The organism is Pseudonocardia kujensis, from assembly GCF_021283305.1.
GTDB lineage: Bacteria > Actinomycetota > Actinomycetes > Mycobacteriales > Pseudonocardiaceae > Pseudonocardia > Pseudonocardia kujensis.
In genome coordinates this window covers 22,020-44,647 of the sequence record NZ_JAJSOK010000040.1, presented here as the reverse complement: position 1 = coordinate 44,647, position 22,628 = coordinate 22,020, and the positions used below count along the sequence as shown (strand labels likewise).

Below are 22,628 nucleotides of genomic sequence, written 5' to 3'. Positions count from 1 at the left end.
AGCGCGAAGGAGCGCCGATGTCCCAGGTCACCCCCGAGGAGGCGGCCCGAACCGGCCGGCGGGCGAGCATCGCCGCCGCCGTCGGTACCGCCATCGAGTACTACGACTTCGCGATCTACGGCTACCTCGCGGTCGTCCTCGCGCCGTTGTTCTTCCCGAGCCAGGACGGGCTCGTCGGCGTCCTGTCGACGCTGGTCGTCGTGGCCGGCGGGTTCGCCGCCCGCCCGCTCGGTGGAGTGATCTTCGGGCGGATCGGGGACCGACGTGGCCGGCGCATCGTGCTCATGGCGACGGTGAGCCTGATGGGCGCCTCGACCGTGTTGACGGGACTCCTCCCGACCTTCGCCACCGTCGGCGTCGCCGCCCCGATCCTGCTCGCCGTGCTCCGGATCGTGCAGGGCATCTCGGCCGGCGGCGAGATCGGCGGGGCCGCCTCGTTGGCGACCGAGTCCGCCCCGTCGCGACGCCGCGGCCTGTTCGGCTCTGCGACCTCCGTCGGTGTCGCGTTCGGCTTGGCGGGTGCTGCGGCCGCTGTCGGGACCGTCACCGCGGTCACGACTCCCGAGCAGCTCGCCTCGTGGGGCTGGCGCATCCCGTTCCTCGTCGCCGGCCCTCTGCTTCTCGGCGCCGTGCTCTACCGGATGCGGGTGGAGGACTCGCCGGTGTTCAAGGAGCTGGTTCAGGACTCCGAGCCGGTGAAGGCCCCCGTCACCGAGGTTCTGCGCAAGCACGGGAGTGCAGTGCTGCGGACCGTCGGCATCGTCTATGCCACGTTGACGACCGGCAGCCTCGCCTCGGTGTACATCCTGGTGCACCTCTCGGCGGTGCTCGGGTACTCGCTGACAGGTTCGCTCTGGTTGATCGTGTTGATCGTGCTGCTGCCGGTCGGGCTGGTGCCGTTGGCCGGCGCGCTGAGCGACCGGTTCGGCCGTCGAGCCGTGCTGGCAGCGGCGGCGCTCGGGTTCATCGTCCTGGCGGTGCCCTGTTACTGGGTGATGCAGCAGGGCTCCCTGGTCTGGGCCATGGTGGCGGCGATCATCCTGAACATCCCCTTCGCCGTCCAGCAGGGTGTGCTCTACACCCTGCTTCCCGAGCTGTTCCCGACACGCGTTCGCTACACCGGTGTCTCGATCGGCTTCAACATCGGCGGAGTGCTGGGCTCGGGCCTGGTCTCGGTGATCGCGACCGCCCTGGTCACGTTGACCGGCAACACGTTGGCGCCTGCGTTCTACTTGATCTTCGCCGCCCTCGTCGGCCTCGCGTTCGTCGCGATCACCCGCGAGACCTCCCGAGACACCCTCGGGAGCGAGGACACCGCGAACTCGACGCTGGGCAGCTCGTCCACTGTTCAGACCTGAACTGTTCGACATTCCCCCGCTTCCACGATGCGCGGGCTCACCGATGGCCCGGTGCTGACCTTCGGCCGCGCCCCGCACGCCGACGTTCGAGTGCTCGATCCGAGGCTGGATCGGGCCGGCCGCCCCTCGTTCAATCTGCAGACCTGCGACACCTCGGCCCGGTGAGGCTGTCGCTCGTGGCCGACGTGGTGGTCGCGATCGGCGAGGCCGCCCGACCGATCGCCGTCGGGGCGGGGGAGCGGGCGCTGGCCGTGGCCGACAACGGTGCCGTCGTCGACTGGCTGCGCACGCACCTCGGGGCCGACCGCTCCCGCTGACCCCGAACCGTCGGTCACGCCGCACTGAATTGCCGAACCGGCAAGGGTTCTTGCCTGAGCCGCTCGGTCGGGCGCAGGTTCGGTGGCATGGATTACGACGTGGTGGTGGTCGGCGGCGGTGCCGCCGGGCTGAGCGGTGCGGTGGCCCTGGCGCGCAGCCTGCGGTCGGTGCTGGTGGTCGATGCGGGCGAGCCCCGCAACGCTCCGGCCGCCGGGGTGCACAACTACCTCGGCCGGGAGGGCACCCCGCCCGCCGAGCTGTACGCGGCGGGAAGGGCGGAGGCCGAGGGGTACGGCGTGGAGTTCGCCCGGGCGCGGGTCACCGCGCTCGCCCCTGGTTTCCGGGTGACCTTCTCGACCGGGCGCGTGGTGACCGCCCGCAAGCTGCTGGTCACCACCGGCCTGACCGACGAACTGCCGGACCTGCCCGGGCTGGCCGAGCGCTGGGGGCGGGACGTGCTGCACTGCCCGTTCTGCCACGGATACGAGGTCCGCGGGCAGGCGATCGGCGTCCTCTCGACCGGGTCGGGGATGCACCAGGCGCTGCTGTTCTCGCAGCTCAGCAGCGATGTCACGCTCTTCCTGCACACCGGGGACCAGCCGACCGACGAGGAGTGGGAGCAGCTCGCCGCCCGCGGGATCGCCGTGGTGGACGGCGAGGTCACCGGGCTCGAGGTGGCCGACGACCGGCTCACCGGTGTGCGGCTCGCCTCCGGCCGGGTCGTGGCCCGGGATGCGCTCGTGGTCGCGCCGCGGTTCACCGCGAACTCCGACCTGCTCGCGGGGCTGGGTCTGGCCCCGGAGCCCGTGGAGATGATGGGGCGGGTCGTGGGCCACCGCGTCCCGGCGAACCCGATGGGCGCCACCGCGGTGCCCGGGGTCTACGTGGCCGGCAACGTCGCGGACGTGTCCGCACAGGTCGTCGTGTCCGCGGCGGCGGGCATGCGGGCCGGCGCCGCGCTCCACGGCGAGCTGATGCAGGAGGAGACCCGCGCGGCCGTCGAGCGGCGGCGGGTCTTCTCGGCGGCCTCCGAGCGCGAGCTCTCGGCGGCCCTCACCGGCGCACGCGCCCACGGTCTCTAGCAGGATGGCGCCATGGACCACGGACATGGGCACGGCCGGCCGATGACCGAGGAGGAGATCCGGGCCATGCTCGAGGCCCCGGCCTGGGACGAGCGCTACGGCGGCGCCGAGCTGGTGTGGAGCGGGTTCCCGAACCCGCAGCTGGTCGCGGAGATCGACGACGTCGCCCCCGGCGCCGCGCTGGACGTCGGCGCGGGCGAGGGCGCGGACGCCGTCTGGCTGGCCCGGCGGGGCTGGGCGGTGACGGCGGTGGACTTCTCGGCGACGGCGCTGAAGCGGGTGGCCGAGCACGCCGCGGAGGCGGGGGTGCAGGTCACGACCGAGCAGGCGGACGTCCGCAGCTGGACGCCGCCCGAGCGCGCCTTCCAACTGGTGAACTCGCAGTTCATGCACCAGCCCGCGGAGGTGTTCGCCCCGCTCGTCGCGCGGCTCGCGGCGGCGGTCGCGCCGGGCGGGCACCTGCTGGTCGTCGGGCATCATCCGAAGGACCTGGAGAACCCCGAGATCGGCCGTCCGGCCGTCGGCGACATGCTGTTCACCGCCGAGGAGATCGCGGCGAGGCTCGACCCCGCGGACTGGGAGATCGTCGCGGCGCTGACCCGCCCGCGTCAGCTCATCGGGGTGAACGGTGAGCCGGTGACCGGCCACGACGCGGTTCTCCACGCCCGCCGCCGCGCATAGTCCAGTGCTGGGTGGGTTCACCGGCGCCCCGGGAATGCGGCACGTGGCGGACGGCGCCGGTGTCGGCGCTGGTGGCCATGCGCGACGTCGGCCGAGACCGCGCAGGTGATCTTCCTGGCGGCTTCGCACACTTGAATCGACTCCGGCGCTGCGGACTTGGTCGACCCGATCACGCCGTGCTTCGAGGCGACGTAGGGGCCACGGCGGCCTCCAGAGGAGGCAGTTGATGTCAGATGTCTGTGGGACAGTGCTGGGCGCCTGGAGGTAAGTCACGTCACACCGGGCAGGCGGCGCCGTTTCACTGGCTGAGACGGTGCAGCTAGAAGCCACGATTGTTCTACAGAACTCGGACGGATGCTCAGGTGAGTGAAGAGCTATTGACAGTCTCGACCCGGTTGCTACAGTGAGCGGGCTCACTTAGCTGATGTCAGACAGCGCTATCCGCATCGGGTCGCTTGCCTCCTCGGAGAACGTCAGTGACGACTTGGCTCCGCTTCCCACGGTCCTTGGCCGGGCGTCCGGGATCGGCCTTCCGCCGGCAGGGGGAAGTCTGCTCTGCGCCCACGGGAGCAGCGGTCGGGTCGGCACGGGCCGGCCTGGAGGGAGAACGGGATGTCCGCCCAGGACTCGGAGTTCGTGTTCGCCCCGATCGGGGTGGGCCGCGGCTTCGAGAAGATCGTCGCCAACATGAGGGGCGCGATCGTGCGGGGCGACCTGCCGGCCGGGCAACGGCTTCCGTCGGAGCCGGAGCTCGCCCAGCAGCTCGGGGTGTCGCGGCCGATGCTGCGCGAGGCACTCAAGGCGCTGGAGGTCTCGGGGTATCTGGAGGTCCGCCGCGGCTACGGCGGCGGGCGGTTCGTGGCGATGCCCGAGCCCGAGGAGTTCCACGCGATCACCGCCGCCCCCCTCTCGACGATGGACGTCGAGCCGCGGCACGTGATGGACGTGCGGCTGGCGGTCGAACCGATGGCTGCCCGGCTCAATGCCCAGGACGGCGATACCGCCGACCTCGAGCGGGCGCTGCGGATGCTGGAGATGGCGGGTGCGCGACCGGCTCGTGCGGTCGCGGCCGTCGCCTCCTTCCACGTCGCGTTGGTCGAGGGCTCGCAGAACCCGGTGTTCGTCGCCGTGTTCGAGAGCCTGCGTGGTCCGGTGGCGATGAGCCTCGGCCAGCGGGTCCGCAAGCCGGACTGGCCCGTGCGCGCCCGTGACGGCTTGGCCCACGTGGTGCGCCTGATCGAGGACGGCGAGGGCGGCGCGGCCGAGCGCGCCATGCGGAAGTACCTGCTCGACTTCGAGGACGACCGGGACCAGCGGGAGGAGGACAGATGACCAGCTCCGGTGCGATCGGCGGGCCCGTGCCGCGCCCGCTTCACGGCGTCGCCGACGGCGGTCCCGACGGGCAGCTGTTCGACCGGGCGGTCGAGGCGATGCCGCCCGAGCGCATGCGCATGCTGCAGCTCGACCGCCTCCGTGCCCAGCTGGCGGGCCTGGCCCCGCGGTCGCCGTTCTACGCCGACCTCTGGGCCGAGCACGGGTTCGACCCCACTTCGGTCGACTCGCTCGAGGACTTCGACGCCCCGCTGACGACCAAGGAGATGCTGCGCGACAGCCAGCTCGAGGCTCCGCCGCTGGGCCGGCACGCCGGCGTGGCGATGGCCGAGGTCGTACGCGTGCATGCGTCGAGCGGGACGACGGGCCGACCGTCCTATGTGGGCATCACCCTCCGTGACCTCGAGGACTGGACGCAGGTCGTGGCACGGGTCCTCTACAGCGAGGGCATGCGCCCCGACGACGTCGTCGTCCACGCGTTCGGCCTCGGCTTCTTCGTCGGGGGTCTGCCGCTCAAGGACGCGACCGAGCGCATCGGTGCGACCTTCGTCCCGATCGGCACGGGCAGCAGCGACAGGGTCGTGCAGAGCATCCGCGACCTGGGCGGCACCGTGCTGATGTCGACGCCGTCGTATGCGACCTACCTCGCCGAGTACTGCCGCCACAAGCTCGGCCTGGAGCCCGCCGAGCTGGGCCTGCGGAAGCTCCTGCTCGGTGCCGAGCCCGGCGCGTCCATCCCGGCGGTGCGCGCGCGGCTGGAGGCCGACTACGGAGCGGTCGTCGGCGACGGGATGGGCAACGCCGACGTCTTCCCGATCTATCTGGCCAGCTGCCCCGAACAGGACGGGCTGCACCTGTGCGCCGAGGACCAGCTGCTCACCGAGCTGATCGACCCCGCGAGCGGGGAGCGGCTCGACTGGACCGAGGGCGCGGAAGGCGAGCTCGTCGTCACCCACCTCCAGCGCGAGTGCGTGCCGCTCGTGCGGTTCCGGGTCCGTGACCGGGTCGTCGTGGCCGCGACGAGCTGTCCCTGCGGGCGGACCAGCCCGCGCCTGCACTGCGTCGGCCGGACCGACGACCTGCTGTTCGTCGCCGGGGTCAACGTGTGGCCGAGCGCGGTCAAGGACGTGGTCGCCTCCATGGCCCCGCGCACCACCGGCGCCATGCAGATCGTGTTGTCCGAACCGGGGCCGCTCGTCAGGCCTCCGATGCGGGTGCAGGTCGAGTACGGCCTCGACGTCGAGGACCTCGACGAGCTGCGCGCCGACGTCGAGAACTTGTTGCGGGACAAGCTGGTCGTCGCCACGACGGTTGACCTGGTCCCGCCGAACTCGCTTCCCCGCTGGGAGATGAAGGCCCAGCTGGTGAAGAGGCGCCGATGACACCCCGCACAAGGAGCTCCGGCCGACGCAGGCCGACGAACCGAACCGACGCACCGAGGAGAGGACACGGATGAAGCCCCGGACAGCGCTGACCGAGGAGGTGACGAACGCGTGCTGAACATCGACATCGACACCGGCGGCACCATGACCGACGGACTGGTCAGCGGCGACGGCACGGTGTTCTCCATCAAGGTGGAGACCACCCCGCACGACGTGACCCTCTCCTTCCTCGAGATCCTCGAAGCCGCTCGCGCGCACGTGGGTGCCGCGTCGTTGCGTGATCTGCTCGACGACGTGGCATTGATTCGGTGGTCGTCGACCATCACCTCCAACGTGCTCGCCCAGAAGTCCGGACCCAAACTCGGCCTGCTCGTCAGCGCAGGCCACGAGGACGACCTCTACACCTCGCCCGAAGAAGCGGCGACGGTACTCGGACCGCTCATCACCCGGGAGAACATCACCGGGGTCGGCGCCGACGCCGATGACGACGAGGTTCGCACCGCGGTGAAGGGTCTGTTCGACAAGGGCATTCGCCGGATCAACATCTCGCTGCAGGGCGCGTTCGAGGACAACTCCCGCGAACGCAAGATCGTGTCGATGATCGATGCACAGTACCCGGACCACTTCCTGGGTTCGATCCCCGCGCTGCCGGCGAGTGAGATCCTGTTGCGCCCGGACGACTCCACTCGGACGTTCGTCTCGCTGATCAACGCCTACGTCCACCCGTCGCTGGCCACGACGCTCTACCGCGCCGAGGAGACGCTCAAGCAGGAGCACTCGTGGCGCGGCAACGTGCTGGTCGGACACATCAACGGCGGCGTCGCACGGATCGGCAAGACCACGGCGTTCGACACCATCGAGTCCGGCCCGCTGTTCGGCACCCATGCGAGCGCCGCGGAGGCCGCCCGGCGGGGTGACGCGAAGGTCCTCGCGATCGACGTGGGCGGCACGACCGCGAAGGCCTCGGCCGTGGAGAACGGGCGCGTCGTCGACCGCGACGAGGGGCACCTGTTCGGTATCCCGGTCCGCACCAACCTGCCGCTGCTGCGCTCCATCGCACTCGGCGGAGGCTCGGTCGCCCGCGCCGCGGACGGCGCGGTCACGCTCGGCCCGGACTCCATGGGCGCCGCCCCCGGGCCGGCCTGTTACGGGCTCGGCGGGCGCAACGCGACGGCGACGGATGCGTTCGTGCTGCTCGGCTACCTCGCGCCGGACGCGTTCCTCGACGGCAGGCGGACCCTCGACGTGGACGCGGCCCGCGACGCGATCGCCCGCACGGTCGGGGACCCGCTGGGCATCTCCCCGGCCGAAGCGGCCCAGCGCATGGTCGACACCGCGTTGGACATGACCGCGGAGCTGGCCCGGGAGACCGCCGCCGAGATGGGCTGGGACCCCGCCGACACGGCCGTGTACGCCTTCGGCGGCAACGGCCCGCTGTTCGCGACGGGTGTCGCCGAGCGGATCGGTGCCCGGACGGTGCGGCTGTTCGGGTTCGGCAACGTGCTCTCGGCGTATGGCTCCGCGATCTCCGACGTCGTGCACGTCTACGAGTCGGCCGTGAACTCGGCCGACGCCGCCCGGGCTGCCGCTGAGCGGCTCGCCGACGAGGCCCGCCGCGACCTCGAGGGCGAGGGTTTCACACCCGACGAGGCGGTGCTGGGGTGGGAGGTCCGCGGTACCGACGGCTCACGAGGCACGGCCGACGGATCCGTCGACGCGGCGTTGTCCGTCGTCGGCGACCCGTCACTGGTCCGGCTGACCGCCAGGTTCTCCCTGGCCAGCCTGGAGAAGGTCGCGGTCGCCGGCGGCTCGACGACCGGTGGCACGGGGGAGCGCGGCGGTATCCCGACCCGCGACTGGGCGTCGGTGGCCGGCTCCACGGTGACCGGCCCCGCACTGGTCGACGGCGGCAGCTTCACCTGGCTCGTCGGAGCCGGCTGGTCGCTGGCCGTGGACCCTACCGGCGACGCCGTGGCCACCCGAGGAGGCAACTGATGCCCAACACGATCCACGTCGCGGAGTACCTCGACCTCGACGTCGACTCCGAACGCTGGCACTGCCACTCCTGCGGCCAGGACGTCGGTGACGCGCGGGACAACTACAAGAAGGGGCTGCTGATCCACGAACGCGACCCCGGCGAGGTGCACCCGCCGCTCATCGACGGCGAGTTCACCTTCGCGCCGAACCCGGAGTGGATCCGGATCCTGGAGTTCTACTGCCCGGGCTGTGGCCGCCAGGTCGAGACCGAGTACCTGCCGCCGGGGCACCCGATCACCCACGACACCGAGATCGACCTCGACAGCCTCAAGCGCAAGCTCGCCGCGGGCGAGCTGCGGATCGACGAGCACGGCAAGCTGGAGGTAGCCACATGAGTCGTCCCAGCGTGAAGGCCGGCAGGAGGACCATCGACATCGACGTGGGCGGTACGTTCACCGACCTCGTCCTGACCTGGGACGACCGGCGCATCACCGCCAAGGCGCCGACCACGCCCTACGACCTGTCGGTCGGCTTCCTCGACGTCCTGACCGACGGCGCCGACCAGCTCGAGATGTCCATCGACGAGCTGCTGCCGCAGATCGAGCTGGTGCGGTACTCGACGACGGTCGCGATGAACCGGCTGATCGAGCGCAAGGGGCCACGGCTGGGGCTGATGACCACCGAGGGTCACGAGGACGCCATCCTCATCGGCCGCGGTGCCCAGTGGACCGACGGCACCCGGATCTCCGAGCGCCGCAACGTCGCCGTGCAGAACAAGCCGGCCCCGCTGATAACCCGCGACATGATCGCGGGCGTCCGTGAGCGGGTCGACTCCTTCGGCGCCGTGCTGCGCCCCCTGGACGAGGACGACGTGCGGCGCAAGCTGCGCAAGCTCGTCGACGGCGGTGCCCGGGCGATCGCGGTGTCGCTGCTGTGGAGCTTCGCCCACCCCGAGCACGAGCGCCGGATCCGCGAGATCATCCGCGAGGAGTACCGCAGCTACCACGTCGGCTACCTGCCGGTCGTGCTCTCGCACGAGGTCGTCGGCAAGGTCGGCGAGTACGAGCGCACGATGACCGCCATCCTCGACGCGTACCTGCAGAGCTCCATCAAGGCCGAGATGGAGAGCACGTGGGACCAGCTGCGCGACCACGGCTACCGGGGCAGCTTCCTTCTCACCCACAACACCGGCGGCTCCGCGGAGATCTTCAAGACGACCGCGTCGCGCACCTACAACGGCGGCCCGATCTCGGGGCTGATGGGCAGCTACCACATCGGCAAGGCCCTCGGGTACCGCAACGTCATCGCCTCCGACGTCGGCGGCACCAGCTTCGACCTGGGCATGGTCGTCGACGCCTCGGTGCGCTCCTACGAGTTCCGTCCGATCATCGACAAGTGGATGGTCGGTATCTCGATGCTGCAGTCCACCACGATGGGCGCCGGGGGCGGCTCGATCGCCTGGATCAACGAGCTGCTCGGCGGTCGGCTCGAGGTCGGGCCGCGTTCGGCCGGCTCCTACCCGGGACCGGTCTGTTACGACCTGGGTGGCACCGAGCCCACCACGACCGACGCCGACGTCGTCCTGGGCTACCTCAGCCCGGACGGCTACTTCAACGGCCGGATGCCGCTGAACCGGGACAAGGCGGTCGAGGCGATCGAGCTGAAGATCGCCAAGCCACTCGGGCTCGGCGTCGACGAGGCGGCGGCGCTGATCCGTCGCATCGTCGAGCAGAACATGGCGTCAGCCATCAAGCGCGAGGTGCATCTCCGCGGCTACCACCCGGAGGACTTCGTCCTGTTCGCCTTCGGCGGCGGGGGCCCCACCCACGTCGCCGGCTACGGCGCCGACGTCCCGACGTCGGTGATCTTCCCGCAGGCGCCGGTGTTCTCCGCGCTGGGCAGCTCGGTCATGGACATCATGCACGTCTACGAGCAGTCCAAGCGGATCCTGTTCCTCAACGGCATGACCCAGCAGTTCACCGACGACTACGAGGCCTACAACGCGCCGATCAAGGACATGGTCGCGCAGGCCAGGGCCGACCTGACCTCCGAGGGTCTCGACCCGGACTCGGCCGTCTTCACCGTCGAGCTCGACATGCTCTACGGCGGCCAGGTGCAGGTCAAGCGGGTCGCCTCGCCGCTGCTGTCGATCAACTCGCCGGAACAGGCCCAGCAGGTCTACGACGAGTTCGAGAAGGAGTACTCCGAGGCCTTCAGCCCGCACGTGGTCAACAAGCCCGGCGGCGCCTACATCGAGAACATCATCGTGAAGGCGACCGTTCCCACGGAGAAGCTCGAGCTCCCGGTCCACGAGCTCGTCGGCAACGACGCCTCCGCCGCGCGCACGGGCACCCGCAACGCGTACTGGCCCGAGCAGGGCGGTCGCGTCGACACACCGGTGTTCGCCTTCGACCAGCTCCGTCCCGGCAACCAGATCGACGGCCCCGGCCTGGTCGAGGCCGAGTTCACGACCATCGTCATCCCGCCCGGGAAGAGCCTGACGATCGACAGCCACGGGCTGGGCCTGCTGCAGAACACCGACGTCGCCGGAACGGACGCGGCCCAGCCCGCCCGTGCCGCCGCGCCGACCTTGGAAGGAGCTCCCGCATGAGCTACCCGAGCCTGGAGGAGAAGCTCGCCGCCCTGAAGGTCAGCGAGCCCACCGCCTACGAGCGCTCCTGCCTGGACGCAGTGAGCCCTGGTGACTACGAGATCGGCGTGCAGCGCACCGCGGACATCCTCGACGAGGGCTACGAGGTGTTCATGCGCAGCTCGCGGTCGCAGATGGGCGTCGCGGGCGACTCCATCGTCGCGATGTTCAACGCCCAGGGTGACCTGGTCAACGCCTCGGCGGGCACGTACCTGCACGCGGTCATCCCGCCGATCGTCATCAAGTACATCCTGAAGAACTTCCAGGAGAACCCGGGCATCGCCGACGGCGACATCTGGTACACCAACGACGCGCTCTACGGCGGGATCCACAACCCCGACCAGGTCGCGATCATGCCGGTGTTCTTCGAGGGCGAGCTCGTCGCGTGGACGGCAGCGCTGTCGCACACCACCGAGACCGGGGCGTGCGAGCCCGGCGGTATGCCGGTCTCCGCGAAGTCCCGCTTCGACGAGGGCATGAACCTGCCCCCGATGAAGATCGGGCACGACCACGTCCTGCGCCACGACGTGATCGAGATGTTCGCCGCGTTCGGGCTGCGCTCGGAGACGAGCGTGACCGTCGACCTGCGGGCCCGCTGCACCACGGCCGACCGGGTGCGGGTGCGCCTTCTGGAGATGTTCGCCCGCGAGGGCAAGGACTTCGTCACCGGCCTGTTCCGCCGCATGCTGATCGAGGCCGAGCAGGGCGCGCGCAAGCGGCTCGCCTCCTGGCCCGACGGGGTGTACCGCTGCGCGACGTTCTCCGACTCGGCGGGCACCGAGCACGGCCTGATGCGCAACTGCTTCATGACCATGACGAAGAAGGACGACACGCTCCACCTGGACTTCACGGGTACCAGCCCGGAGAACGGGTCGTCCTACAACGCCCACCCGCAGGCGGTAATCGGCCACCTGGCGAACTACATCTACGAGTACGTCTTCCACGACCTGCCGATCTCCTCGGCGACGTTCCAGCCGATCGACTTCGAGTTCCCGCCCAACTCGATGCTCTCCCCGGCGCCCAACGCCGCCACGAGCTGCGCGGTCATGGCGGCCACCGGGGCGATGAGCTCGATCGCCAACTGCGTCGGCCGGGCCCGGTTCGGCACCACCGAGTGGCGGCAGGTCACCGCCTCGCTGGGCAACGGCGGCAACGCCTCCGTCCTCGCCGGGGTCTCGCAGTGGGGCATGCCCTTCGCCGACATGCTCGCCTACACGATCAACACCGAGGGACAGGGCGCCCGGTCGCACTCCGACGGCATCAACGCCTACGGCTTCCCGTGGTGCGCGTTCGGGCGGGCGCCGGACGTGGAGAACATGGAGAACGAGCTGCCGATGCTCGTGCCGTTCTCCCAGCACTGGCCGGACTCCGGCGGCGCCGGCAAACACCGCGGGGGCGTCGGCACCGCCCAGCTGTGGGTCACCCACCACGTGCCCTACGTGGTGTTCATGTCCATCGCGGACAACTCGATCGTCCAGACTCCGCAACCCCTGTTCGGCGGGTACACGATGTGCACGTGTCCTGGGCTGTCGATGGAGGGCGTCGACATCCCCGAGCTGCTGCGGGCCGGCGACGAGGGCACGTTGGACCTGGCCAGCCTGCTCGCCGGCAAGTACGGCGGGCAGATCGTGTCCGAGACCTACGCCCGCACCGCGCGTCCCGTCATGTCCGACCAGGTCATCACGTTGGGCATCTCCACGGGCGGTGCCGGCTACGGTGACCCGCTCGACCGGGACCCGCAGGCCGTGGAGAAGGACGTCACCGACGGCCTGATCTCGGACTGGTCGGCCACCAACGTCTATGCCGTGCGCTTCAACGAGCGCACCGGCCGCGTCGACCCCGAGGCCACCACGGCGTTTCGGCGCGAGGCGCTCGCCGAGCGCAAGGCCCGAGGCAAGACGTGGGACGAGTTCCACGAGGGCTGGTCGCAGCGCAAGCCTCCCGAGGAGGTCCTGGGCCTCTACGGGTCGTGGCCGGACGCGGCGGTCGTGAACCCGCTCATGCGGATGTGACCGGAGGTCGTCGATGAGTCTCGCGCCTCGCCCCCGAGCGCAGGCCATCGCGGCGCGGCGGGGCGGCCGGCACACGCTGGCCGTCCCGCTCGCGCTGCGACTCGCCGCCAAGATCGCCGAACGCCCCTGGGAGGCGTTCCTGAGCGATCCGACCCAGCTCGCCAACGGATTGGGCGACCTGCTCGACGCCGTGCGGCCCGACGGCGTGCCGGTCACCCTCCCGGGCGTCCTCACCGAGGACCGTGAGGCGCGGTTGGGCACCGCGCTGGAGGCGACACGGCGGCTGCGGGTCACCGTCGGGGACAACGCCGTGCTGCTCGCCGTCCTCGGGCCGGGGCCGGAGCTGGTCGACACCGTCCGCGCGTTCCTCGACGCGGGCGTCGACGGCGTGGTCCTCGAGGGCGACGTCGATGCTGCCGACGCCCGCACGATCGGCAACGTCACCCGGTTCCACCGGGCGATGGCCCACGTCCTCGGCGCCGGCAGCTCCGGACTGCCCGGTGCCGAGGCCGTCCCGCTCGAGGCGCCGGTCGTCAAGAGCGGCCTCGTCCTCACGGACGGGGAGGTGCCCGACGGCACCGGCGTCCCGATGGTGCAGGACTGGGTCACCGGCGTGCACGGCTGAGACCCGCGCACACCCTCGGTGACCCCGGGAGACGTCCGAGCTCCCGGGATCACCGAGCCCCTCGCGCGACCGACGACACGAAGGACACACCTTCAATGCAGTACAGCGATGCAGCCATCCCCCTCGGCCACGCCTGGTCGTCCCCGTTCGCCAAGTGGCAGGGATCGCTGGCCGAGGTCTCGAGCCTCGACCTCGCCGTCGCCGTCACCTCTCGGGCGATGGCCGACCGCGACATCGACCCCGACGTGGTCACCGGCCTCACGCTGGGCTGGACGGTGCCGCAGCCCGAGATCTTCTACGGTGCACCGACTCTCGCCGCCCGGCTCGGCGCCACCGGCGTCTCCGGGCCGATGATCAGTCAGGCCTGCGCGACGAGCGTGGCCGCGCTGCAGGCGGCCGCGCACACCGTCGACAGCACCGGCGGGGTGCAGCTGGTGGTCGCCACCGACCGGACCTCCAACGGCCCGACGCTGACGTATCCGGCCCCGTCGCGGCAGGGCGGGGCACCCGTTCAGGAGCACTGGGTGCTCGACAGCTTCGGACGGGACCCCTGGGCCGGGACCTCGATGATCGCGGCCGGGGAGGCTGTGGCCGGCGAGATCGGCGCGACCCGCGACGAGCTCGACGACCTCACGGCACTGCGCTGGGAGCAGTACACCACCGCCCTCGCCGACGACCGAGCCTTCCAGAAGCGGTACCTGGTGCCGGTCGAGATCGCGAAGAAGAAGGGCTCCCTGGTCCTCGACGCCGACGAGGGTGTGCGTCCCAAGGAGCGCGACGCGATCGGCAAGCTCCCGCCCGCGGGCCCGGACGGCGTCCACACGTTCGCCTCCCAGACCCACCCCGCCGACGGCTGCGCCGGCGCAGTGGTCACGACCGTCGACCGGGCCCGCGAGCTCTCGGGAGGGGCCGGGGTCGTCCGACTCCTCGGGACCGGTTTCGCCCGCGTCGCCAGGAGCCGCATGCCACAGGCCCCTGTGCCCGCAGCCGTCGCCGCCCTCCGGGCTGCCGGCCGCAGCGTCGCCGACGTGACCGGGGTGACCACGCACAACCCGTTCGCCGTCAACGACCTCTACCTCAGCCGTGAGACCGGCATCGACGTCGAGCACATGAACGTCCACGGCTGCAGCCTGATCTTCGGCCATCCGCAGGGACCGACCGGGCTGCGGTCGATCGCCGAGCTGATCGAGACGCTGCGGGAGCGCGGGGGAGGCGTCGGGCTCTTCACCGGATGCGCCGCGGGCGACACCGGCGGCGCCCTCGTGCTCGAGGTGACCGACTGACATGGCCGGACGCGACAACGGCGAGACGACCTCGGCGACGTTCGCCCAGCCGCGGATCGTCGCCGAGACACGACCCGACGGCGCGGTCCTGTTGCGGTCGACCGAGCCGCTGGACGTGCACTGCGACCACGTCGGGCAGGAGTTGCATCGCTGGGCCGACACGGCGCCGGACCGGCTGCTGATCACGGAGCCCACGCCGGACGGCCGTCGTGCGGTCACCTATGGCCAGGCCCGTGCGACGGCGGAAGGCCTCGCGCAGGGGCTGCTCGACCTCGGTGCCGCAGCCGATCGGCCGGTGCTGTTGCTGTCCGGGAACTCCCCGGAGCACCTGGAGCTGACGCTGGCCTGCTACCTCGCCGGCGTTCCGGTGGTGCCGGCGAGCGTCGCGTACTCGCTGTCGTCGACCGACCATCGGCAACTGCGCGCCATGGCCGCGCGCGTCCGGCCGGCGGTGGTCTTCGTCGACGACCCGCCCGCCTTCGCCGCAGCGATCGACGCTGTCCTCGACGTCGCCCGCGCCGCCGGTACGAACCCCCCGACCGTCGTATCGCGCGGCACACCGGTCAACCGAGCCGGGCCCTCGATCGTCACCTTCGACGAGCTCGCCGCGACGCGACCCGGTCGCGCGGCGCAGCAGGCCTACGAGGTCATCACGCCCGACACCGTCGCGAAGATCATCTTCACGTCGGGGTCGACCGGGTCGCCGAAGGGCGTGCTGACGACCCACCGGATGCTCACCAGCAACCAGCAGATGATGCGCCAGGTCTGGCCGTTCCTGCAGACCGAGCCACCTGTTCTCGTGGACTGGTTGCCCTGGAGCCACACCTTCGGCGGCAGCCACAACGTCGGGCTGGTCCTCAGCAACGGCGGCACCCTGCACATCGACGCCGGACGGCCCTCTCCGGCACTGTTCGACCGCACCCTCGCCGCCCTCGCCGAGATCACCCCGACGATCTCTGTCAACGTGCCTGCCGGATACACGCTGCTCGTACCTCGGCTGGAGGCCGACCCGGGGTTCGCCCGGCACTTCTTCTCGCACCTTCGGCTGCTGTTCTACGCCGCCGCCGCGCTCCCACAGGCCCTGTGGGACCGGCTGGAGGCCCTCGTCGAGAAGTACGCGGACCACCCGATCCCGCTCACCGCGTCGTGGGGCACAACCGAGACCGCTCCCGCCGCGACGTCGGCGCACTGGCCCGACTCCCGCTGCGGGTGCATCGGGGTCCCGCTACCCGGCGTGCGGCTCAAGCTCGTCCCGACCGACGGCAAGCAGGAGATTCGCATCGCCGGCCCGTCGATCACCCCGGGCTACCACGACCGGCCGGACGCGACCGCCGAGGCGTTCGACGACGAGGGCTTCTACCGCACCGGCGACGCCGTCGTCCTGGTCGACGCGGCCGACCCCAACCGAGGCCTGCTGTTCGACGGCCGTATCGCCGAGGACTTCAAGCTCACGACGGGCACGTGGGTGAGCGTCGCAACGGTCCGCGGTCGGCTGCTCTCGGCGGCGAGGGTGCTCACCGACGCGGTCCTCGCCGGCCACGACCGTGACGAGGTCACCGCGCTCGCGTGGCTCAACCTCGACGAGGCCCGCACGGTCTGCGGGCTGCCCGCGGGTGCCGACGTCCCGCTCGAGCACCCGGAGCTGCGGCGGCATCTCGCGTCGGCACTGGCGAACGTCGGAGCAGGGGCCGGGTCCGCGGGTCGCGTGGCCCGGCTCCTGCTCTGCGACGAACCGCCCGACCTCGACGCGGGCGAGATCACCGACAAGGGCTACATCAACCAGCGGGCAGTCCTGGAGCGCCGGGCGGATCTCGTCGAGCTGCTCTACGCACCGTCCGGCAACGCCCAGATCATCGAGTCCGCATCCGTCTCCGCCGGTGGTCGCTAGCGCCCTGCGACGGAGGGCTGACGAGGAAGGCGCCCGGTCGCCTCTCGGCGGTCTCGGCGGTCTCGGCGGTCTCGTCGGTCTCGTCGGCGCGAGGCGCATCGACTGGGCACCCAGCGCGGCAGGGCTGTCATGTGGATCGGAAGGGGAGGCTCGCCTCGAGGTGCCTCCGGAGGAGCGCCACGGAGGTGCGCTTCGCCGAGTAGCGGGACGAGAAGAGACTGTAGTGGCGCCGGATGTCCACCCCGGCTACCGAGATCTGCCGTTCGGCGGCGATGCCGTGACGTGCGGCGGCGTGGCGGGTCATCAACGCCGCCGGGGCGCCCTCGGTGTCGATGAGGCCGAACAGCGTCGTCAGACTGCCCATCCACCGGATCCTGGGCGCCCGCCCGCCCGTCGCCGCCCGCGTGGCGGTGGAGAGCTGCTCGACGATCTCCCGGTAGGGCCGGATCACGAGGATCTCCAGGTCGGCCAACGCTGCCACCGCGGTCTGTGCCGTGCCCCGCAGGGGATGGGCCGGGGGGACGACGAGCACGACCTCGTCGCTGCCGAGCTCCACGGCCCCCGGCCGCTCCGTCGCGCGCGCCGTGAGCAGCGCCAGGTCGGCCTCGCCGTCGTCCACCGCGGCGAGCACGTCGTCGTACTCGAGATCGAGGACGACGACCTCGACGCTCGCGTGCCGCGCCTGGAACGTCTGCAGGGCAGGGTGCAGGAACGAGGTCGCGAGGTGGGGCGTCGACGCGAGCACGACGCGACCCGTCGCCTCGTCGCCGTGGGGGAGGAACCCGCCGAGGAGGATGTCGAGCTGGTCGAGCAGCGGGTCCACCCCTGCCAGCAGGCGCTCGCCCGCGTCGGTCAGCTCGACCCGACGGGTCGTCCGGGCCAGCAAGCGGGTGCCCAGGGTGGCCTCGAGGCGCTGGATGCGGTTGGAGGTCGCCGGCTGGGTGAGGTGCAGCCGCTTGGCCGCGGTGGTGAAGCTGCCGAGCTCGGCGACCGCGACGAAGGCCTCGATCTCCGCGAGCGTGAGGCGTTCGAGCGCCTGCCTGCGGCGTCCGTTCATGCCGACCCCCGTCGGTCCATAAATCTGGTGAATGAGTGTATCACGTCGTTCCATTGGACCGGAGGAACGAACCCTGGGTAGCGTTTCCGCCAGACAGTTCTTCGGAACCTCAGCGGAGAGGAATCGGTCGTGCGAATCATCGACGCCCATCACCATCTCTGGGACCTGGGCGCGCTTTCCTATCCCTGGCTCACGACCGACATCCAGCCCAAGAGCTACGGCGACTACGCCGCGATCCGGCGGAATTACCTCGTGGCGGACTTCCTCGCCGACGTCGACAGCGCAGGCGTCACGAAATCGGTGCACCTGGCGGCCGGGGCGACCGACGTGTTCGCCGAGACCTCCTGGCTGGAGGGCATTGCGAACGACGCCGACCGGTCCCGCGGGTTCCCGCACGCCATCGTCGCGGCCGCCGACCTCACGGTGGACTCCGTCGAGGAGGGGCTCGAACGGCACGCGGCCCTGAGCGAACGGCTGCGGGGCGTCCGGCAGATCCTGAGCACCGTGGTCACGGCCGGGCACGCCGATCCCTCGGTGGATCCGGCCTGGGCCGCAGGCGTCGGGCTGTTGGCCAAGCACGACCTCTCGCTGGACCTGCAGGTCCACCCGACACAACTGGACCTGGCCGTCGAGCTCGCCCGGGACAACCCGGAGCTGCTGGTGATCCTCGACCACTGCGCACTCGTCGACCACAAGGACCCGGCGGGGCTCGCGCTCTGGCGCCGCGGCGTCACCGCGCTGGCCGCGTTGCCGAACGTGCGGATGAAGCTCTCCGCGTTCATGCTCTACGACCTCGAATTCACGGCCGATTCCATTCGGCCGATCGTGCAGGAGCTCATTGAATTGTTCGGTGTCGACCGCGCCTTCTTCGCCAGCAATTTCCCGGTGGACCGGCTCGCCTGTTCCTATGCGGAACTGTGGCGGCGCTACCGGTCCTCGATCGAGGACCTCACCGCCGACGAGCGCGACCGGTTGCTCTATCGCACGGCCGCCGCCACCTATCGGATCCCGGAATGACCTGGGGCGGGGTGGCGCCGCTGTTCGTGCCCGCCCACGTCGGGCGGCTGCGGGACAAGGCCGCGGCACTCGAGGTGTCGATCATCCTGGATCTCGAGGACGCCGTGCCCGCCGCCGAGAAGCACGCGGCGCGGCGCGGCGCGGCCGAGCTGATCGAGCGGCTGCCGGGGCGGTGCTCGGTGCGGATCAACCCCCTCGCGGTGGCGCGGGACTTCGGTGTCGCCGAGGGCGGGGAGGACCTGCTCGCCGTGCTGCGGCCCGGGATCGCGGGGATCGTCGCGCCCAAGATCGACGACGCGGACGCCCTGCGTACCGTCGACGAGCGGCTGACCGAGGCCGAACGACGCGCCGGTGTCGCGGCGGGGGCGACACCGCTCGGCGTGGTGATCGAGACCGCGCGCGGGGTGGTCGGCATGGACGCGATCGCCCGGGCGGGGGCGGCGGCGACCCGGCGGGTCGAGCTGTCGTTCGGTGCGGGCGACCTCACCACCGACCTCGGCATCGAGTGGGGGGCCGACGAGTCGGTCTTCGACACCCCGCGGGCGCTGCTGCCCGTCGCCTGCCGCGCGGCCGGTCTCGGCAGGCCGCGGGACACCGTGTTCGCCGACGTCGGGGACGTCGAGGGGCTGCGCGCCAGTGCCGCCCGCGGGAAGGCGCTCGGCTATGCGGGCAAGGCGGCGATCCACCCCGCGCAGATCCCGATCATCCGGGAGGTCTACCGGCCCACCCCACGGCAGCTGGACTGGGCACGTGAGGTCGTGGACGCGGCCGCCCGGCACGCGGCCGACGGGGCCGGGGCGTTCCTGCTCGACGGCCGCATGATCGACGACCCGGTCGTGGCGCGCGCCCGCGACCTGCTCACCTCGGCCACCACGGAAGGACACGACTGATGGCATCGGCACTCGACGGCATAGTGGTCCTCGACCTGACCAGCTACCTCGCGGGTCCCTACGGCTGCGCGCTGCTCGGCGACCACGGGGCCGAGGTCGTCAAGATCGAGGCACCCGAGGGCGACATGATGCGGCGCTACCCCTCCACGCTGAAGGGGGAGAACCGCGCCGTGCTCGGGGCCAACCGCAACAAGCGCTCGATCCGGCTCGACCTCAAGTCCGAGGCGGGTGCCGCGGCGTTCCTGCGCATGGTGGCGCGGGCCGACGTCGTCGTGCACAACTTCCGGCCCGGCGTCGCGGAGTCGCTCGGGATCGGCTACGAGGCACTCCGCGCGATCCGCGGGGACCTCGTCTACTGCTCCCTGACCGGCTACGGCAACGGCGACGGCCCGATGCGGTCGCACCCGGGCTACGACCAGATGCTGCAGTGCTTCACCGGGATGGCCCTGGCCCAGGGGCTGACCGTCGGCGCACCGCAGATCCTGCGCGGCTCCATCGTGGACTTCTACGCCTCCGCGCTGCTCGCCCAGGGCGTGCTGGCGGCGCTGTTGCACCGAGCGCGGACGGGGGAGGGCCAGCACGTGGAGGTCTCCCTGCTGCGGTCCGCCCTCGCGCTGCAGGTCGGGCGGTTCGTCTGGGCGGACTCCGAGCCCAGGGACGTGCAGCGGGAGCCGGACTCGAGCCAGATCAGCGGAGCCGTCCCCACGAAGGAGGGCCACCTGTACTTCCAGGCGGGCACGGCGAAGTTCTGGACGGCGCTCTGCGAGATCATCGGCCTGCCCGAGCTGGCGGACGATCCCCGCTACGACACCCTCGTCAAGCGCGCGCAGCAGGGGGCCGCGCTGATGCCGCAGATCAAGCAGGCGCTGCTGGCCCGGACCGCCCTCGAGTGGGAGCAGGAGATGGTCGGGCGCGTCCCGGTCGTCGCGCTGCGGGACATCGGCGAGATGTTCGAGCACCCGCAGGTCCTCGCGGAGGGGCTCGTGGCCGAGTACGACCATCCCGAGGTCGGCCGCTACCGCGCTGGGACCACGGCGGTGAAGATGGGTGCGGGCGACGCGGTGCTGACCCGGGCCCCGCTGGCGGGGGAGCATACGGACGAGATCCTCGCTCGGTTCGACTTCAGCGGCGAGGAGATCGACGACCTGCGCCGGGTGCGGGCCGCGTCGTGATCGTCGAGGAGGCGATCGTCGGACGACGCACCGTGCGGGGATTCCTCCCCGACCCGGTCCCCGAGGACCTCGTCCGGCGGCTGCTGGAGATCGCCTCGCGGGCGCCCAGCGGCAGCAACATCCAGCCCTGGCGGGTCGCCGTCGTCACGGGCGAGGCCCTGCGGGCCCTCAGCGCGGACCTGCTCGCCGAGCACGACCGGGAGGCCGACCCGCGACCGGACTACGACTACTACCCCGCCCGTTGGCGCAGTCCCTACCTGGACCGGCGGCGGGAGTGCGGGTGGGGGCTCTACTCGACGGTGGGCGTCGCCCGCGGCGACCGGGCGGCGGCGCACCGCCAGCGCGCCCGCAACCACACCTTCTACGGTGCCCCGGTCGCCGTGTTCGTCAGCATCGACCGGGACATGGGCCGCGGGAGCCTGCTCGACGCGGGCATGTTCGTCCAGAACCTGCTGATCGCCGCGCGGGCCCACGGCCTCGAGTCGTGTCCGCAGGTGGCGGTGGTGTCCTATCCGGACGTCGTGCGGCGCAGGCTGGCGATCCCAGAGACGGAGATGCTGGTGTGCGGCGTGGGGCTCGGCCGGATCGACCCGGACGAACCCGCCAACACGCTGCGCACCTCCCGGGTTCCGGTCGAGACGTTCGCGACCTTCCACCGGTGAGAACCGGCACGAGAGGAGAAGATCCACGATGACCACCCCCTCCACCAACCCGATCTTCGGGCCGAACCGGCTGAAGATGGGCGTCTTCGGCCTCAACGGCAAGGGCACGGCGAACACGCTCGTCCCCGAGGTGCACACGCCGACCTGGGAGAAGAACCTGCGCGCCGCCCAGCTGGCCGACGCCGCGGGGCTCGAGGCGATCGTCGCCTACGCCCGCTGGAAGGGCCACCGGGTCGGGCATCCCGACCATCCGTCGGGCGTGGTCCTGGAGCCCTTCACCTGGGCGGCGGGCATCGCCCAGGCGACCCGGCACGCCGCGGTGTTCGCGACCTCGCACGCCCCCACGGTCCACCCGATCGCCGCGGCGAAGATGGCGGCCACGGTGGACATCATCTCCGGCGGCCGTTTCGGGCTCAACGTCGTCGCCGGCTGGAGCCGACCGGAGCTCGAGATGTTCGGCGCGCCGCTCAAGGAGCACGACGAGCGCTACGCGCACCTCGCCGAGTGGCTCGACATCATCACGCGGCTGTGGACCGAGGACCACGAGTTCGACCACGACGGACCGTTCTTCCAGGTCGCCGCCGCGGCCTCGCGCCCGCGACCGGTCCAGCGCCCGCGTCCGGCGATCATGAGCGCGGGCAGCTCGCAGGCGGGCCGCGCGTTCGCCCTGCGCAACGCGGACATGTGCTTCATCAGCCTGACCTCCTCGGACCCCGACGACTGGCGGGCCCAGGTCGAGGCCTACAAGACCGCCGCGCGCGAGGAGTTCGGCCGCGAGACCCAGGTGTGGATCATGTCCACGATCGTCCAGCGCGACACCAACGCCGAGGCGGACGCCGCCCTGCGGCGGATCGCCGTCGACAACGCCGACCACGAGTCCATCCAGGCGTGGATGGACGAGCGCGCGATCAACTCGCAGGCCCTGTCGACGGAGACCCGCGAGGTCCTGCACCTGCGGGCCGCGGCCGGCGCGGGCGGCTCGATCTTCTGCGGCGACGCCGAGCGGATCGCCGAGCAGCTCCAGACCATCTCCGACGTCGGCATCGACGGCCTGCTGATCGGCTACGTCGACTTCGAGGACGGGCTGGGCAGGCTCGGCAAGGACCTGCTGCCCGTCCTCGAACAGCGCGGCCTGCGCGAACCCTTCGCCCCGCTCGGCGCGAGCTGAGTCCCACACCCCCGGAACAGGTGGAGCAATGACGCTGGACCGCACTTCCGAACAGCCCCCCAGGACCGCCCACG

The 22,628-nt window shown here is 71.3% G+C and carries 20 protein-coding genes; 19 read left to right on the top strand and 1 reads right to left on the bottom strand.

Features of this window, described 5'->3' with window-relative positions:
• The first annotated feature begins 17 nt into the window (after window positions 1–17).
• From LWC35_RS24550 to LWC35_RS24485, 14 genes are all read left to right on the top strand, one after another.
• The gene (locus LWC35_RS24550; RefSeq protein ID WP_232872609.1) at window positions 18–1,358 is read left to right on the top strand and encodes an MFS transporter; all 1,341 of its coding nucleotides are present in this window, start codon (window positions 18–20) and stop codon (window positions 1,356–1,358) included.
• A gap of 27 nt (window positions 1,359–1,385) precedes the next feature.
• The gene (locus LWC35_RS24545; protein ID WP_232872608.1) at window positions 1,386–1,523 is read left to right on the top strand and encodes a hypothetical protein; all 138 of its coding nucleotides are present in this window, start codon (window positions 1,386–1,388) and stop codon (window positions 1,521–1,523) included.
• Window positions 1,520–1,675 (top strand): hypothetical protein, encoded by a 156-nt coding sequence (locus LWC35_RS24540; protein ID WP_232872607.1) that lies wholly within the window; start codon window positions 1,520–1,522, stop codon window positions 1,673–1,675. The genes LWC35_RS24545 and LWC35_RS24540 overlap by 4 nt, the downstream gene beginning before the upstream one ends.
• Before the next feature lie 87 nt (window positions 1,676–1,762).
• Window positions 1,763–2,758 (top strand): NAD(P)/FAD-dependent oxidoreductase, encoded by a 996-nt coding sequence (locus tag LWC35_RS24535; protein WP_232872606.1) that lies wholly within the window; start codon window positions 1,763–1,765, stop codon window positions 2,756–2,758.
• A gap of 12 nt (window positions 2,759–2,770) precedes the next feature.
• Window positions 2,771–3,439 carry a class I SAM-dependent methyltransferase gene (locus LWC35_RS24530; RefSeq protein ID WP_232872605.1) on the top strand — a complete coding sequence of 223 codons (669 nt, stop codon included), beginning with the start codon at window positions 2,771–2,773 and terminating at the stop codon, window positions 3,437–3,439.
• Between the two features lie 612 nt (window positions 3,440–4,051).
• Complete coding sequence (locus LWC35_RS24525; protein ID WP_232872604.1) at window positions 4,052–4,771, top strand: FadR/GntR family transcriptional regulator; 720 nt, start codon at window positions 4,052–4,054, stop codon at window positions 4,769–4,771.
• On the top strand, window positions 4,768–6,153 hold the full coding sequence (locus LWC35_RS24520; protein ID WP_232872603.1) for a phenylacetate--CoA ligase family protein: 1,386 nt from the start codon (window positions 4,768–4,770) through the stop codon (window positions 6,151–6,153). The genes LWC35_RS24525 and LWC35_RS24520 overlap by 4 nt, the downstream gene beginning before the upstream one ends.
• A 111-nt stretch (window positions 6,154–6,264) precedes the next feature.
• Window positions 6,265–8,148, top strand: a complete 1,884-nt coding sequence (locus tag LWC35_RS24515) for a hydantoinase/oxoprolinase family protein (protein ID WP_232872602.1) — start codon at window positions 6,265–6,267, stop codon at window positions 8,146–8,148.
• Window positions 8,148–8,525 carry an acetone carboxylase subunit gamma gene (locus LWC35_RS24510; RefSeq protein WP_232872601.1) on the top strand — a complete coding sequence of 126 codons (378 nt, stop codon included), beginning with the start codon at window positions 8,148–8,150 and terminating at the stop codon, window positions 8,523–8,525. Before LWC35_RS24515 ends, LWC35_RS24510 begins: the two co-directional genes overlap by 1 nt.
• On the top strand, window positions 8,522–10,741 hold the full coding sequence (locus LWC35_RS24505; protein ID WP_232872600.1) for a hydantoinase/oxoprolinase family protein: 2,220 nt from the start codon (window positions 8,522–8,524) through the stop codon (window positions 10,739–10,741). The genes LWC35_RS24510 and LWC35_RS24505 overlap by 4 nt, the downstream gene beginning before the upstream one ends.
• A complete protein-coding gene (locus LWC35_RS24500; protein WP_232872599.1) occupies window positions 10,738–12,792 on the top strand; it encodes a hydantoinase B/oxoprolinase family protein in 2,055 nt (684 codons plus the stop codon). Before LWC35_RS24505 ends, LWC35_RS24500 begins: the two co-directional genes overlap by 4 nt.
• 13 nt (window positions 12,793–12,805) lie before the next feature.
• Window positions 12,806–13,417: a hypothetical protein gene (locus LWC35_RS24495; RefSeq protein ID WP_232872598.1), complete on the top strand. Its 612-nt coding sequence runs from the start codon at window positions 12,806–12,808 to the stop codon at window positions 13,415–13,417.
• A 95-nt stretch (window positions 13,418–13,512) separates the two neighbouring features.
• A complete protein-coding gene (locus tag LWC35_RS24490; RefSeq protein ID WP_232872597.1) occupies window positions 13,513–14,700 on the top strand; it encodes a thiolase family protein in 1,188 nt (395 codons plus the stop codon).
• Window position 14,701: 1 nt separating this feature from the next.
• Entirely contained in the window at window positions 14,702–16,588 is a 1,887-nt protein-coding gene (locus LWC35_RS24485) for a feruloyl-CoA synthase (protein ID WP_232872596.1), read from the top strand.
• A gap of 127 nt (window positions 16,589–16,715) precedes the next feature.
• Here the strand turns inward: LWC35_RS24485 and LWC35_RS24480 are convergent, their stop codons facing one another.
• Complete coding sequence (locus tag LWC35_RS24480) at window positions 16,716–17,645, bottom strand: LysR family transcriptional regulator (RefSeq protein WP_232872595.1); 930 nt, start codon at window positions 17,643–17,645, stop codon at window positions 16,716–16,718.
• Between the two features lie 129 nt (window positions 17,646–17,774).
• Between LWC35_RS24480 and LWC35_RS24475 the strand changes: the two genes are divergently transcribed.
• The 5 genes from LWC35_RS24475 to LWC35_RS24455 are packed head-to-tail and all read left to right on the top strand — an operon-like array spanning window position 17,775 to window position 22,554.
• Window positions 17,775–18,662, top strand: a complete 888-nt coding sequence (locus LWC35_RS24475) for an amidohydrolase family protein (RefSeq protein WP_232872594.1) — start codon at window positions 17,775–17,777, stop codon at window positions 18,660–18,662.
• On the top strand, window positions 18,659–19,552 hold the full coding sequence (locus LWC35_RS24470; RefSeq protein ID WP_232872593.1) for an HpcH/HpaI aldolase/citrate lyase family protein: 894 nt from the start codon (window positions 18,659–18,661) through the stop codon (window positions 19,550–19,552). The genes LWC35_RS24475 and LWC35_RS24470 overlap by 4 nt, the downstream gene beginning before the upstream one ends.
• The gene (locus LWC35_RS24465) at window positions 19,552–20,724 is read left to right on the top strand and encodes a CaiB/BaiF CoA transferase family protein (RefSeq protein ID WP_232872592.1); all 1,173 of its coding nucleotides are present in this window, start codon (window positions 19,552–19,554) and stop codon (window positions 20,722–20,724) included. The genes LWC35_RS24470 and LWC35_RS24465 overlap by 1 nt, the downstream gene beginning before the upstream one ends.
• Complete coding sequence (locus LWC35_RS24460) at window positions 20,721–21,386, top strand: nitroreductase (RefSeq protein ID WP_232872591.1); 666 nt, start codon at window positions 20,721–20,723, stop codon at window positions 21,384–21,386. The genes LWC35_RS24465 and LWC35_RS24460 overlap by 4 nt, the downstream gene beginning before the upstream one ends.
• Before the next feature lie 28 nt (window positions 21,387–21,414).
• Window positions 21,415–22,554 carry an LLM class flavin-dependent oxidoreductase gene (locus tag LWC35_RS24455; RefSeq protein ID WP_232872590.1) on the top strand — a complete coding sequence of 380 codons (1,140 nt, stop codon included), beginning with the start codon at window positions 21,415–21,417 and terminating at the stop codon, window positions 22,552–22,554.
• Window positions 22,555–22,628 lie beyond the last annotated feature (74 nt).

Coding starts and splice junctions, on each gene's coding strand:
- LWC35_RS24490 (WP_232872597.1), top strand. CDS start 13,513: ATGCAGTACAGCGATGCAGCCATCCCCCTCGGCCACGCCTGGTCGTCC.
- LWC35_RS24530 (WP_232872605.1), top strand. CDS start 2,771: ATGGACCACGGACATGGGCACGGCCGGCCGATGACCGAGGAGGAGATC.
- LWC35_RS24485 (WP_232872596.1), top strand. CDS start 14,702: ATGGCCGGACGCGACAACGGCGAGACGACCTCGGCGACGTTCGCCCAG.
- LWC35_RS24550 (WP_232872609.1), top strand. CDS start 18: ATGTCCCAGGTCACCCCCGAGGAGGCGGCCCGAACCGGCCGGCGGGCG.
- LWC35_RS24495 (WP_232872598.1), top strand. CDS start 12,806: ATGAGTCTCGCGCCTCGCCCCCGAGCGCAGGCCATCGCGGCGCGGCGG.
- LWC35_RS24535 (WP_232872606.1), top strand. CDS start 1,763: ATGGATTACGACGTGGTGGTGGTCGGCGGCGGTGCCGCCGGGCTGAGC.
- LWC35_RS24480 (WP_232872595.1), bottom strand. CDS start 17,645: ATGAACGGACGCCGCAGGCAGGCGCTCGAACGCCTCACGCTCGCGGAG.
- LWC35_RS24520 (WP_232872603.1), top strand. CDS start 4,768: ATGACCAGCTCCGGTGCGATCGGCGGGCCCGTGCCGCGCCCGCTTCAC.
- LWC35_RS24545 (WP_232872608.1), top strand. CDS start 1,386: ATGCGCGGGCTCACCGATGGCCCGGTGCTGACCTTCGGCCGCGCCCCG.
- LWC35_RS24500 (WP_232872599.1), top strand. CDS start 10,738: ATGAGCTACCCGAGCCTGGAGGAGAAGCTCGCCGCCCTGAAGGTCAGC.
- LWC35_RS24525 (WP_232872604.1), top strand. CDS start 4,052: ATGTCCGCCCAGGACTCGGAGTTCGTGTTCGCCCCGATCGGGGTGGGC.
- LWC35_RS24455 (WP_232872590.1), top strand. CDS start 21,415: ATGACCACCCCCTCCACCAACCCGATCTTCGGGCCGAACCGGCTGAAG.
- LWC35_RS24505 (WP_232872600.1), top strand. CDS start 8,522: ATGAGTCGTCCCAGCGTGAAGGCCGGCAGGAGGACCATCGACATCGAC.
- LWC35_RS24465 (WP_232872592.1), top strand. CDS start 19,552: ATGGCATCGGCACTCGACGGCATAGTGGTCCTCGACCTGACCAGCTAC.
- LWC35_RS24510 (WP_232872601.1), top strand. CDS start 8,148: ATGCCCAACACGATCCACGTCGCGGAGTACCTCGACCTCGACGTCGAC.
- LWC35_RS24470 (WP_232872593.1), top strand. CDS start 18,659: ATGACCTGGGGCGGGGTGGCGCCGCTGTTCGTGCCCGCCCACGTCGGG.